The 13436-nt window shown below is 38.0% G+C and carries 9 protein-coding genes; 3 read left to right on the top strand and 6 right to left on the bottom strand.

Going from position 1 to position 13436, the window contains the following annotated elements; genetic code table 11:
- Positions 1–29: 29 nt before the first annotated feature.
- The 3 genes from SC428_RS09375 to glgC form a co-directional block, all read right to left on the bottom strand.
- On the bottom strand, positions 30–917 hold the full coding sequence (locus SC428_RS09375) for a helix-turn-helix domain-containing protein (protein WP_070925115.1): 888 nt from the start codon (positions 915–917) through the stop codon (positions 30–32).
- Positions 918–1121: 204 nt separating this feature from the next.
- Positions 1122–3575 carry a glycogen/starch/alpha-glucan family phosphorylase gene (gene glgP / locus SC428_RS09370; protein WP_318707252.1) on the bottom strand — a complete coding sequence of 818 codons (2454 nt, stop codon included), beginning with the start codon at positions 3573–3575 and terminating at the stop codon, positions 1122–1124.
- 4 nt (positions 3576–3579) lie between these two features.
- On the bottom strand, positions 3580–4872 hold the full coding sequence (gene glgC / locus SC428_RS09365; RefSeq protein WP_070925113.1) for a glucose-1-phosphate adenylyltransferase: 1293 nt from the start codon (positions 4870–4872) through the stop codon (positions 3580–3582).
- A gap of 877 nt (positions 4873–5749) precedes the next feature.
- Here glgC and SC428_RS09360 point away from each other — a divergent pair.
- Positions 5750–6004, top strand: a complete 255-nt coding sequence (locus SC428_RS09360) for a helix-turn-helix domain-containing protein (RefSeq protein ID WP_070925112.1) — start codon at positions 5750–5752, stop codon at positions 6002–6004.
- 278 nt (positions 6005–6282) lie between these two features.
- On the opposite strand, the gene SC428_RS09355 is transcribed toward SC428_RS09360, so the two are convergent.
- A complete protein-coding gene (locus tag SC428_RS09355; protein ID WP_140187740.1) occupies positions 6283–7275 on the bottom strand; it encodes a hypothetical protein in 993 nt (330 codons plus the stop codon).
- Between the two features lie 362 nt (positions 7276–7637).
- Positions 7638–8474, bottom strand: coding sequence for a MurR/RpiR family transcriptional regulator (locus SC428_RS09350; protein ID WP_140182838.1), 837 nt, complete (start codon positions 8472–8474; stop codon positions 7638–7640).
- A gap of 561 nt (positions 8475–9035) precedes the next feature.
- Here SC428_RS09350 and SC428_RS09345 point away from each other — a divergent pair.
- Positions 9036–10547: a CoA-acylating methylmalonate-semialdehyde dehydrogenase gene (locus SC428_RS09345; protein ID WP_070925109.1), complete on the top strand. Its 1512-nt coding sequence runs from the start codon at positions 9036–9038 to the stop codon at positions 10545–10547.
- A 12-nt stretch (positions 10548–10559) separates the two neighbouring features.
- The gene (gene iolD / locus SC428_RS09340) at positions 10560–12497 is read left to right on the top strand and encodes a 3D-(3,5/4)-trihydroxycyclohexane-1,2-dione acylhydrolase (decyclizing) (RefSeq protein WP_139158600.1); all 1938 of its coding nucleotides are present in this window, start codon (positions 10560–10562) and stop codon (positions 12495–12497) included.
- A 337-nt stretch (positions 12498–12834) separates the two neighbouring features.
- Here the strand turns inward: iolD and SC428_RS09335 are convergent, their stop codons facing one another.
- Entirely contained in the window at positions 12835–12969 is a 135-nt protein-coding gene (locus SC428_RS09335; protein ID WP_233445806.1) for a Hok/Gef family protein, read from the bottom strand.
- Positions 12970–13436: the final 467 nt, after the last annotated feature.

The following is a 13436-nucleotide window of genomic DNA, read 5'->3' as shown; positions in this document are numbered from 1 at the left end:
AAAAAATAGTCAGTTTTTCTTCTGAGAGACTAAATAATAACAGGAATGCAGTAATTGAGCTCTTTAAGATAAAGTCTAGAATTTTCAACAAACTGTTCGTAACTTGGTTTTGATTTCAAAACATAATTTTCGATATCAGAACCTTCACCTCGGACAATATCCATGCTTGCAAGTACTTTTCCATATACGGTATAAATTATATCGTTATAGTCGATACCATGAAGTTCATCGCAGGTAAATTTTATTTGTAAATAGTCACCTGCTGGCAACGTCATAATTTTGGGATTAGGCGGAACGGGGTCGATATCTCGCTCATCAAGTGCGGTGGTATAGCAAAATTGGCCTTCTTGAGCATCTACCGAATCAACACCATTGATTGCATATAGATTTGTCGTGACATATTGGATCTCGGTGAGAAAATCACGCCAATAATGACGACGCAGTTCTTCTGTTTTGAAATTCCACTCATTAATACCTTGAGTATAGCGATGTTGCTTACCTATTAGCTTAATAGGCTCTAATTTAATAAGGTTAACCTCAACGCTGAACTCTTTGCTTTCTCTAAGTGGTAAACAAAACCCTTCTATTTTCCAGCCAGTGCGTTTGCGATATTCAGATGGTGTTACATTAAATTGTTTTTTAAAAGCACGGCAAAATGTTTGCTGCGAATCAAAACGATAGCGTAGAGAAATATCCATTATGCTGTCATTGGTGAGCCTAAGCGCAACCGCAGAACAAGACAAGCGTCTAGCTCGAATATAAGAGCCAAGAGCAAGGCCTGTTTGATTTTTAAACAGACGCTGAAAATGCCATTTGGTATATCCGGATTTTTCGGCAACAGTATCTAAAGATAGGCGAGACTCTAAGTTTTTCTCGATCCAGAGAATGATTTCCCTGATAACACTTTCTTGAAGCATAGTTACCCTTTTAAATCGGCTTGGTCCAAGGTGTAGAACAAAGAAGTGATACGTTTTGGACTTATTACTAGATAAAAGCACATTTCAGTCGGTTGCAGAATAGCATACCGACTGATAGTTTTTTAAAATTGTTGTGAAGTTAAGTAAGTTTTATCATCACAGATAATCTTAACTCAAATATCTGGCCTAATTTAAAGGATATAATCATAAATTGATAGGCTTTATATTCCAAATTTGTGTCGCATATTCTTTAATCGTCCTATCTGAAGAAAAGAAACCCATATTACAAATATTTTGGGTAACTTTAGATTGCCATGCGAGTGGGTCTTGATAGAGCTTATTAACCTGTTCTTGGGTATTAATATAGCTTCGATAATCTGCAAACAATAAGTACTGATCACCACCATCTAATAAGCTATTGGTCAGATCATGATAAAAGTTAGGAGCATCAGGTTTAAAATAACCATCGTTTATCTGATCTATCACCTGCTTTAGCTCAGCATCATTGTCATAATACCAACGTGGATAATAGTAGTTTTGCTTGATCTGCTTTACTTCTTCAATGGTATGGCCAAATATAAAGATATTTTCATGACCTACGTGTTCGCGTATTTCAACATTCGCGCCATCTAATGTTCCGATCGTGAGGGCTCCATTGAGAGCAAATTTCATGTTACCAGTGCCTGAAGCTTCTGTACCTGCAAGTGAAATTTGTTCCGAAAGGTCGGTTGCGGGGATGATTTTTTGTGCCAAACTTACACCGTAATCGGGAATAAATACGATTTTAAGGCGATCACCTATACGCTCATCATTATTGATGACTTTTGCAACATCATTGATCAAGTGGATTATTTTTTTCGCAGCACTGTATGAAGAAGCCGCTTTACCTGAAAAAATAACGACTCGCGGTACCCAATTTTTGCTGGGGTTAGCTAGAATTCGGTTATAGTGAGTAATCACATGCATTAAATTCAATAGTTGTCGCTTGTATTCGTGAATACGTTTAATTTGTACATCAAATAAAGCTTCAGGGTTAATGACAATTCCTTGCGTCTGTGCAATAAAAATTGCGAGTTTTTGTTTGTTGCGCAGTTTTACTTGTCGTAACTTGTCTAAAAATTGCGGGTAATCAGCCCATTGTTTTAGCTCATCTAACAGCGGAAGGTCTGTGAGCCATTGTTGCCCTATATTTTCTTCTATCATTTCAGTGAGTTCAGGGTTAGCAACGGCTAGCCAACGTCTTGGGGTAACGCCATTCGTAATATTGCAGAATTTATTGGGAAAAATGAGTGCAAAATCGGCAAATAAAGCATCGACCATTAGCTGACTATGTAGTTTGGAAACACCATTTACTTTATGGCACACGATCGCTGCGAGCCAAGCCATTCGTACCTGTTGGCCATAATCTTCATTAATGATTGATACTCGGCGAGGGAGTTCATAGTCATGAGGAAACTGCTGAATAACTTGCTGTAAAAAATCATCATTGATTTGATAAATGATTTGTAAATGACGTGGTAAAATTTTACGGATCATTTCTACCGGCCACGTTTCCAACGCTTCGCTCATTAATGTGTGATTGGTGTATGAAAAGATTTTATTGGCGAGAGAAAAGGCATCCTGCCAACTAACCTGATGTTTATCAATTAAAATACGGATCAATTCGGGGATTGCTAAAACAGGGTGGGTATCGTTTAAATGGATTGATACTTTATCGGCTAAGTTATCCCATGTTTCATAAACCAGCCAATGTCGATAGAGAATGTCTTGTACAGAGGCAGAAACAAGGAAATATTCTTGTTTGAGGCGTAATTCTTTTCCTGAATAGGTTGAGTCATTAGGGTACAGAACTCGTGAGACGTTTTCAGACTCATTTTTTTTCTTAACGGCGGAGTAATACTCCCCATCATTGAAAATTTGTAGATCAAATTCGTCACTGGCTTTAGCACTCCACAATCGTAATGTGTTTGTTGCTTCGGTTTTATAGCCAGGAATAATTTGATCGTAAGCGACAGCAATAATATCGTTAGTTTTTATCCATTGCTGGCACCCATCCTCTTCAATAACATGACCTTCAAATTGTATTTGATAACGGCTTTCTGTACGTGGAAACTCCCAAGGATTACCATGTGCTAGCCAGTCATCGGGACATTCGATTTGTTGACCGTTACGTATGGTTTGTCGGAACATGCCATATTCGTAGCGTATACCATAACCACAGCCAGGTAGGTTCATGGTTGCTAGAGAATCTAAAAAACACGCAGCAAGTCGGCCTAGGCCACCATTGCCGAGGCCGGGATCTGTTTCTTGCTCTAATAATTGTTCAAAATCAAAACCAAGTTCAGTGACTACTGTGACTAAATCATCATACATATTCATTGAAATCAATGTATTGGATAATGAACGACCCAGTAAAAACTCCATTGATAAATAATAAACTTGCTTGAGTTGTTGTGAATATTCAGCACGGTTAGTGGTCATCCATCGGTCAACGATCCGATCACGTGCGGCTAATAAGATAGCTTCTAACCACTCGCGCTGTGTTGCAATATAGGGTTCTTTGCCAATCACAAACTTGAGTTTATAGATGATGGAGTTTTTGAGTGCTTCATGGGTGACTAATGGTGAATTACATTCATAAACAAAATGAGAGTTCATGATTTCATTCCTTATTTTTATTTATGTTCTCTAACATATCTTTTGTGACCAGAACGATTCCCTGTTCTGTTCGATAGAAACGCTGGCTATCTTCTTCTGGGTTTTCTCCGATAACAGTATTTTCAGGAATGTTACAACCTCTATCGATAATACAGCGGTGTAAGCGTGATGAACGACCAACATTAACACCGGGTAATAAAATAGAAGACTCAATATTACAAAATGAGTTCACTCTAACTCGTGGAAATAGGACTGAACGCATCACAATTGAACCAGAAATAATACAGCCACCTGCAACTAATGAATTCATGGTCATTCCGTGGCTTCCCGAACGGTCTTGAACAAATTTTGCAGGGGGTAATGGCTCCATATAAGTGCGTATAGGCCAATTACGATCATACATATCTAATTCAGGCGTTACAGAAGCCAGATCCAGCGTCGCCGACCAGTAGGCTTCAAGCGTTCCAACATCTCGCCAGTAAGGGGGGATCTCTGTATTGCTTGTCACACAGGAGTATTCAAAAGGATGTGCTAATGCTTCACCACGAGCCACTATTCGAGGAATAATATCTTTGCCAAAATCATTACTGGATTCAGGACAGATATTGTCATCCTCTAACATTTTATAGAGGTAATCACTGTTAAAAATATAGATCCCCATACTAGCTAAGCAATGATTAGGATCTTCTTTTAAAATTGGGGGATGCTCAGGTTTTTCATGAAATTGAGTAACCCAGCGATTATCATCAATTTCCATCACGCCAAATTGGTGAGCTTCTTCTTGTTTTACTTTAATACAAGCAACCGTAAATTTTGCATCGTTGGTAACGTGATCAAGGAGCATGCGTGAATAATCCATTTTATAGATGTGATCGCCTGCAAGAATGACAATGTACTCTGCGTTATAATTACGGATAATATCCATATTTTGGTAAACGGCATCTGCGGTACCTTTATACCAATGGTCGGTCATTTCGCGTTGTTGAGCGGGAAGTAAATCAACAAACTCATTCATTTCTTCATTAAAAAATGACCATCCTCTTTGTATATGTTGAACTAAAGAGTGAGATTGATATTGTGTAATAACGCCTATACGTCTGATCCCTGAATTCAGGCAATTTGATAATGCAAAATCGATAATACGAAATTTACCGCCAAAATGAACAGCGGGTTTAGCACGTTTTAGTGTCAAATCTTTAAGGCGTGTACCTCGGCCCCCTGCTAATATTAAAGCAACGGCTTTTTGAGGCAAATGACGCGCGAGCATCATCATACTATTCATATCATTATGAGACATACCTTAGAACTCTCCAAAATAAACAACGGTTATTCAAAGATCCCCAGTTGGTGTATATACTCGTGATATTGCAAGTTACGGTGTATCGCACTAGCGTATGAAGATTATACCCACTCGCATTAGTGACGTATTTTGTTAGCGAGCCTGACATTTATCGCCTAGCCGTATCTTGGATTATTTAGAGTATCTTATTAAAATTTCAGGTTTTTCTTTTAATGAGAGTAACTATGTTATTTAAAAATCTTGATTTGTAGATGTTACTTTTACCTGAAATATTCAATCATCGTAAATTCTTAATACAATCATTTAACGATGTTTTTTAATCTAATAATGATAATTATTTTTTATGTTTTATAATTATTATCCCTAATAATATACTAGACTTCAGAAATTAAAATATGACATTAAATGTTTTTTTATTAAGAAAAATAATAGTCAGAAATCAATCGACATAAAATGTCATGATTTTTAACAATAAAAATTATTTTATTTGCCGATAATATAGAAATAATCTTATAGTCACCTGTGAAAATAGTATTAGAATTAGATTATAAAAAATAATAAAGCCTATTAAATTAGTTAGTTAATGTCATAAAAAGAGGTTCTTTGTTCGAGTAATCCTAAGTTAGGATACATTTTTTTTGTGATTAATGTCACTATATGAAATTAGGTAGTAAAAAAAATAATATTTTTATTTTTATTTTAATTCAATATGTTAAGGTTTTTTGTTGGTTTTTGGTCTTTTTTAGATGTTCTGTATATGATTGTTTTTTTAACACTGTTTTTTAATTTAAATCAATTAAATTATGGAGCCAGAATGTTAATTTACGCATCGATAAAACTAACTTCACTTTGATTATATTTTTAGGAGTTTATTATGCACAAAGATAATATTGCAAAAATGCTTGGTATTAGAATTCGCCAGCAAAGAGAGAGTCATAAAATGTCGTTGAAACAAACAGCGAGATTGATAGGCGTATCAGAAGATGAGATGAATCGTTTCGAAAGTGGTGAAAGCTGCATTGACGTTGATTCTTTATTCCAATTCGCATGTTTATTTAACTTGGAACCAACCACATTTTTGTATGGTGTTGTTAACGTTAACCTCGGAACACGTTGTACCATTCACTAAAAGGTGATTAAAAACAAGGAAGAACAACAATTATCTAGTCAGTAGCATTAACAAAAGAATTAAAACAAACATAGCGAGATACTATGAGCAATTTAATCGGACCGGAAGAAATTGCAGGGTTACTCTATTTGTAACTTGCTTCTTCCGGGCTTGATTGGAAATAGGTAATTTTAGTTAAGTAATAACACGTGAAATTGTAAAACTTAGTTTTTATTAAAAATAATCATCGAAGTTATAATTAACAAGATTATTGATTAGCCTTGGTTAATTTATACGGTTTAAATGAATTGGTTAATTGTAAGGTGAGTTAAAATTGACTCAGTCATTGTATTTACGTGTATTAACTGTGAAGTTATCACTATTTTATTTGCTTTATGTAAGTTTAATATAAAATGGTCAAGTTGCTTTATAATAAGAGAATTTTCATCGGCTATTAAGTTTTGATTATTGGAAATTAGAAAACTCTCAAACTGAAGATCATGTTGACCTTGTGTTAAAGATAATTGATCAGATGTATTACCTGTATTAAAGAACAATTCTAATGAAACGAGAAAACCAGTTTTATTTTTTAGGTGAATGATTAGTACATCTCCATCTTCAATAAATGAAAACGGTCGAGAATATTGAACAGATAGCGACTCAAATTGAAATTTAGGGAGTATCGAGAGAAGTAATGATATTTTTCCAGAAATTAAGAAACGTAATTTATCATGGGATAGATAATCATCTTTATTGATTTGTCGGTGGGCAGATAATCTCAATAAACCAGTATTAAGGGTATTCTTATTGGATAATAGTGATTTTATTTCATCGTATTGTGGAGAAAAATAGAGCGCATTATCAAGGCAGATGTTCACATCATTATAATGCGCTAATTTAAGCAGCTCATTAAGTTCATTAGTTCCATAATTTGGAACGTTACTGACTAAAATATGTTTGCCTTCATCAACGGCTGCTCGAATAATAAATTTGAGTAATTCATCGCTATATATCGATGTGACAATAATGGTATTTACCGCATCATCTTCAATAAGCTGCTCTATCTTTCTTTTTTGACGTACAAAATAGCTGGCTGAGTGAGTTGGAAAATCAAGGCTACAAACTGATTTGAGCTCACAATGATGCTGGCTGTGTAGTATCGCTTCTGTATACCATAAGTTATGGGTGGAACTACCGATTAAACCTATACCTGCTTTATTGAGTGAAATAAGGTTATGTTGCTCTTCAAGTAAGCGCAAGTGACCAAATAAATAGAGGAAATGTGCATTCATTGTTGACGCTCCACACCAAATTTTTGGTTATATACTCGTCATACTTTAAGTTACAGCGCTTTGTCTCAAGTTATAGTGACTATATTCATATTCGTCATCGAGTCTCTATATTTTTAGCAATTTGTTCACTGGTTACTTAGCTGCACTTAGTATGATTTTGAGTATAGGAATATTTACATTATCTCAACATAACAGCGTGAAATAGTAATTTCATTAATAATTTTATTGAAATTACTATTTTCTGACTGGCTTCACAATTTTAATATTACGAGTACGACTGATAAAATTAGATGATGTAGTGAAGGGATTATTGGATAGGGCAATGCCACTCGGAGGTGTTTGTAGACAAAGCCCAATAACAGTTAAACCAGTTTGCTTCCTTGGCGGTAGGCTAATGCAACAGTCAGTGATTGAGCAAGGCATAAGGTTGCTGATTGAGAGCGAAATGCATCCACTTGTGCTTCTTTGATCACAAAACAAACGTCACTAAAGCTAGCTAATGGACTAATTTGACTATCTGTAATCACGATTTGTTTTGCGCCAGTTTGCGCTGCTTTTTCGCTAACCATAATGGTCTCTTCTGCATAAGGCGTAAAACTGATTGAGATAACCACATCTTTTTCGCCAATTCGGCTAATCTGCTCTTTAAACATACCGCCTAGGCCATCGATAAGCTGTGGGCGACATTCTAAATGGCTCAATGCATAGCTTAGATAAGTTGCAACACTAAATGAACGGCGCAATCCAATGATATATACGTTATCGGCTTCAACCAGTAAGGAGACCGCTTTTTCAAGATCTTCGGCTGGGGTACGAGCGGCCATTTGTTGCAACGCTTGTGCATTAGAGTGAGCAAACTCTTTTAAGATTTGAGCTGGATCATCACTAAGTTCTTGCTCACTATCCATTTCTCTGAATAAACGAGCACGATCCGTGTAGCTAGCCGTTTCTTCCACTAAATTCATACGAAATAATTGTTTCATTTCGTTAAATCCACTGAAATTAAATGCATTAGCAAAACGGATCAAGGTTGATGGCGGTACATTCGCTTCTTTAGCGATGACAGCAACAGTATCAAATGCCACGCTATTGGTATTATCCAGTACATAGCGCGCAACTTGTTGTAATCGTTTACTTAGTTCATCGTAACGGGAGCGAACTTGCTCCTGAAACTCATTCAAATTCGATGCAGTTGACATAAAACCTCCGTGACTAGGGGCTGTTGACCTTTGATGGTCAATTTTCATTCGAGTTAAAGCCATTTTAGGCAAGGCGAAAAATTCGCCACCTAGTGAAATAGGCAAGAGCCTCTCAACGTCGCATCAAATGAGAGAAATGTGCTTTAATCGAACCCGCAGGGCAACATTCAATCACAATATTTAACTCAAATGATAGTGAGTCAGCCTGATTAACACATCAATCAATTTATTAGGCTGTTTTTTGACCTTGTTTAGTCGTAAAAATCAGCAGCAAAGGTCAATAGCCCCTAGGTTCTTGATTGTAGTTATTTTCAGCCGTTAGTCGAATCTTTTTGAAAAACGAATCTGACTAAATGGAATAATTAATTCATATTACCTACTGTACTGAAGGCTGATTAGAACGATTTTTGAAACACCTGTCTTTATCTTCAGTCGATAATTTCATAAAAACTCAGGCTGGATCACATAAATTGAATGTTATTTCAGTTTTAGTTGAAAATGAAATGAATATTTCATATATCTTTAGCAACAAGGTAACTCTATCAGCTAAAGAGAGGCAACATGCAACAGATTCAGAATTTCATTGGCGGTGAACTGGTATCTAGCCAAAGTGGGCGTTTTTCACCCGTATATAACCCAGCAACAGGTGAACAAATCGCTCAGGTTGTGTTGAGCAGCGCTGCTGAAACGAAAAAGGCAATAGAGGTTGCTCATAAAGCGTTCCCTATGTGGTCAAAACTTTCACCATTAAAACGCGCTCGGATCTTATTTAAATTTAAAGCATTACTCGAATTACATATGGACGACTTAGCGCGCTTAATTTCTAAAGAGCATGGCAAAGTTTTTTCGGATGCGGTAGGTGAGCTAACTCGTGGTTTAGAAGTGGTTGAATTTGCATGTGGTATCCCGCATTTGCAAAAAGGTGAGCACTCAGCCAATGTTGCAACAGGTGTTGATAGTCATTCTTTAATGCAACCTCTAGGGGTTTGCGCAGGTATTACACCGTTTAACTTCCCTGCGATGGTACCAATGTGGATGTTTCCTGTCGCACTCGCAACGGGGAACACCTTTGTACTTAAACCATCTGAGAAAGACCCTTCACTCGCACTGGAACTCGCTAAATTGTTAAAAGAAGCGGGTCTTCCGGATGGTGTGTTTAACGTTGTGCAAGGTGATAAAGAATCCGTTGATGTGTTATTGAGAGCACCTGAAATTCAGGCGGTAAGCTTTGTCGGTTCAACACCGATTGCAGAATATATTTATACAACAGCCTCGGAGCATGGAAAACGTTGTCAAGCTCTGGGTGGTGCTAAAAACCATTGTATATTAATGCCAGATGCCGATATGAATTTAGCGACCAACGCCATTATGGGAGCGGCATTTGGGGCAGCCGGCGAACGCTGTATGGCTTTATCTGTGGTTTTAGCGGTTGGTGATGAAACGGCAGATACTTTAATTGCTAACCTTGAGCAACAAATTGCCAAAATGACAGTAGGGCCGGGTATTGTTGATGGTAAAGAAAATGATATGGGGCCAGTGATTTCAGCACAGCATAAAGCAAAAATTTGTGATTACATCACAAGCGGTGAAAAACAAGGTGCTAAATTGTTGGTTGATGGCCGTGATTTCAAAGTAGCGGGTTTTGAAAATGGTTACTTTGTTGGACCAACGCTGTTTGATAATGTTACGCCTGAAATGACTATCTATAAAGAAGAGATTTTTGGTCCAGTACTGGCGATTGTGCGTGTACCGGATTTTGAAACAGGTTTGAAACTGATTAATCAGCATGAGTATGGTAATGGTACTGCGATCTTTACCCGTGATGGCGAAACGGCTCGTGAGTTCCAAGAAAATGTGCTAGCGGGTATGGTCGGAATTAATATTCCAATTCCAGTGCCGATGGCATTCCACAGCTTTGGTGGATGGAAGCGTTCTATCTTTGGACCGCTAAACGTGCACGGTAATGATGGTGTTCGTTTTTACACACGAATGAAGACTGTGACGAGCCGTTGGCCTGCAAGTGTTCGTTTAGAACATCATGAAAGCAGCTTTACGATGCCAACAATGGAATAAATGGAGACCCATATGAATAAGCAGACAATGACCACAGCTCAAGCACTCGTTAAGTTTCTTAACCAGCAATATGTTGAAGTTGATGGTGAGCAGTATCCGTTTATTCAGGGAATATTTACCATTTTCGGCCATGGTAACGTGGTAGGTTTAGGACAGGCGCTGGAACAAGCGCCTGGACATCTACAGGTTTATCAAGGGTGTAACGAGCAAGGAATGGCGCATATTGCTACCGGTTTTGCAAAGCAAAAGAAACGCAAGCAAATTTGTGCGGTGACTTCCTCTGTTGGGCCGGGAGCGGCGAATATGGTGACTGCGGCGGCAACAGCAACCGCTAACCGTATCCCTTTGTTATTACTGCCTGGTGATACATTTGCAACACGCCAGCCAGATCCAGTTTTACAGCAAGTTGAACAATATGGTGATGGAACGATTAGTACTAACGATTGCTTCCGTCCCGTTTCGCGTTACTGGGATCGCGTTTCTCGCCCAGAGCAATTGATGGCAGCAATGATCAATGCCATGCGAGTTCTTACTGATCCAGCTGATACTGGAGCAGTAACCATTTGTTTACCTCAAGATGTTCAAGGTGAAGCATGGGATTATCCAGACTACTTTTTTGCTAAGCGCATTCATCGTATTGAGCGCCGTCCGGCGACGACCGTAAGTTTAGCTGAAGCAGTGGAACTGATCCGCCGTAAGAAAAAACCATTACTCGTGTGTGGTGGTGGGGTCCGTTATTCAGAAGCGCACGACGCATTTCAAAAATTCGCTGAGCATTACGCGATCCCATTTGGTGAAACACAAGCAGGTAAAAGTGCAGTTATTGCGAGTCACCCCCTAAATGTTGGTGGTATTGGCACGACAGGTGGGTTAGCCGCTAATTTACTGGCCAAAGAAGCTGATCTCGTTATTGGCGTTGGTACGCGATTCACTGACTTTACGACGGCATCGAAATCATTATTCAGTCACCCAGATGTCGAGTTTTTGAATATTAACGTTGCCGAGTTTGACGCAAGTAAACTCGATGCATTGAAGCTGATTGCGGATGCTAAAGAGGGGTTAACTGCACTTGATCATCAATTGCAAGGTAGCGGTTATCAGGCTCAGTGGGGCGAAAAAATTCAACAGGCCAAGCAACAGTGGCAATCAGAATTAGCGCGATTGTTTTCCATCAAATATAGTCCATTGGATTTTGTTCCTGAAATCGCAGGACATCTTGATGACAAGTTGGCTGAGTATCGAGAAGTCTTGGGAACAGAGCTGGCGCAGACTCGAGTATTAGGATTAATGCAGCAACATATGGAAGATAATGCCATTATTGTTGGTGCAGCAGGCTCTTTGCCGGGGGATTTACAGCGTATTTGGCTACCTAAATGCTCTGATACTTATCATCTTGAATACGGTTATTCATGTATGGGGTATGAAATTGCGGCGGCTGTTGGTGCAAAAATTGCGGCTCCGGAGCAACCTGTTTATGCCATGGTTGGCGATGGTTCGTACTTGATGCTGCACAGTGAGTTGCAAACAGCGATTCAAGAAAACTTGAAAATCACCATTTTATTATTTGATAACGCAGGTTTTGGCTGTATTAACAACCTACAAATGAGTCAAGGTATGGGAAGCTTTGGTACTGAAAATCGCCATCGTAACCCTAAAACCGGTCAAATGGATGGGGCATTGGTGAAAGTTGATTTTGCTAAAAATGCAGAAAGCTATGGTTGTAAAAGTTATCGAGTGCATGATGAAGCACAATTGATCGCGGCTATTGAAGATGCAAAACTACAGACAGGCTGTGTATTGATCGATATTAAAGTGCTGCCAAAGACGATGACCAATGGTTACGAAGCATGGTGGCGCACAGGTACAGCTCAAGTCGCGGATAAACCAGAAATTGTTGCAGCAGCAGATAAAATCAAAGAGATGGTAGAAAATAAAGTACGTCAGTACTAAAACACGGCTCTGTAGGGAGAGTTGTGGGTAAATGGCCGAAGGCGTTTTTACGCTTTCTGGCTATTTATTAAGGTATAAGATGATTTATCGGGAAGTTTGCAAGGATGCATTGGTTATTATTTGGTCGTTAATGTGGTTAATCTTGTTCTATATTTTTTGCCCAGCTTTGCTGGGCTTTTTATATTTTATAAAAATAAAATTATATAAAGCTAATTATTTAATTAAAAATAATCCCTCTTTATATTAAAAGAGGGATTAATAAATAGGTGCTTACTTCCACAACTGAACAATAAAAGAAGAGGAAAAGGTGAGGGGCAATAATTCCCCTCACTTGGCATTACCTTATTTCGTAGAAAAGGGTTGCTTTAACTGTCGTATTACCACTCACAAAATTGATTGAACATAGTCTATCATGTATTAACAGTGAAATTCCAAATACGGTGATACAGATAGCCACTAGTGATATTAGCATATACTTAGTCATTTCCTCTTGACCTCTTATTTGTTAAGAGGCACTATCTCAATTGTCTTTATTGGGAATGTGCCTCGATGGTTGAACATAAAAACTCAATCATCGGGGCTTTTCCATTTTGGGCTATGAATAAATGCTTAAACCCAAAAGGGTTAAGCACCCGCCAAAAGATTAGCAGATTTAGCAAATATGGTATTGTGAGGCATTCTGATATTCGTCTGATTTTTAATTAGCAAACTATTATATAAGGTTATAATGATTATTAATTAAAAATAATCCCTCTTTATATAAAAAGAGGGATTAATAAATAGGTGCTTATTTCCACAACTGAACAATAAAGGAAGAGGAAAAGGTGAGGGGCAATAATTCCCCTCACTTGGCATTACCTTATTTCGTAGAAAAGGGTTGCTTTAACTGTCGTATTACCACTCACAAAATTGATTGAACATAGTCTATCATGTATTAAC

The sequence above is a fragment of the Providencia sp. 2023EL-00965 genome (assembly GCF_033550225.1).
GTDB classification, from domain to species: Bacteria; Pseudomonadota; Gammaproteobacteria; order Enterobacterales; family Enterobacteriaceae; genus Providencia; species Providencia manganoxydans.
Note: the sequence above shows the minus strand (reverse complement) of the source record. Positions and strands in the feature narration are given on the sequence as shown.

What these genes read in the sequence shown, in the direction of transcription:
- SC428_RS09375 (WP_070925115.1), bottom strand. Translation starts at nt 917, where the DNA reads ATGCTTCAAGAAAGTGTTATCAGGGAAATCATTCTCTGGATCGAGAAA.
- glgP (WP_318707252.1), bottom strand. Translation starts at nt 3,575, where the DNA reads ATGAACTCTCATTTTGTTTATGAATGTAATTCACCATTAGTCACCCAT.
- glgC (WP_070925113.1), bottom strand. Translation starts at nt 4,872, where the DNA reads ATGTCTCATAATGATATGAATAGTATGATGATGCTCGCGCGTCATTTG.
- SC428_RS09360 (WP_070925112.1), top strand. Translation starts at nt 5,750, where the DNA reads ATGCACAAAGATAATATTGCAAAAATGCTTGGTATTAGAATTCGCCAG.
- SC428_RS09355 (WP_140187740.1), bottom strand. Translation starts at nt 7,275, where the DNA reads ATGAATGCACATTTCCTCTATTTATTTGGTCACTTGCGCTTACTTGAA.
- SC428_RS09350 (WP_140182838.1), bottom strand. Translation starts at nt 8,474, where the DNA reads ATGTCAACTGCATCGAATTTGAATGAGTTTCAGGAGCAAGTTCGCTCC.
- SC428_RS09345 (WP_070925109.1), top strand. Translation starts at nt 9,036, where the DNA reads ATGCAACAGATTCAGAATTTCATTGGCGGTGAACTGGTATCTAGCCAA.
- iolD (WP_139158600.1), top strand. Translation starts at nt 10,560, where the DNA reads ATGAATAAGCAGACAATGACCACAGCTCAAGCACTCGTTAAGTTTCTT.
- SC428_RS09335 (WP_233445806.1), bottom strand. Translation starts at nt 12,969, where the DNA reads ATGCTAATATCACTAGTGGCTATCTGTATCACCGTATTTGGAATTTCA.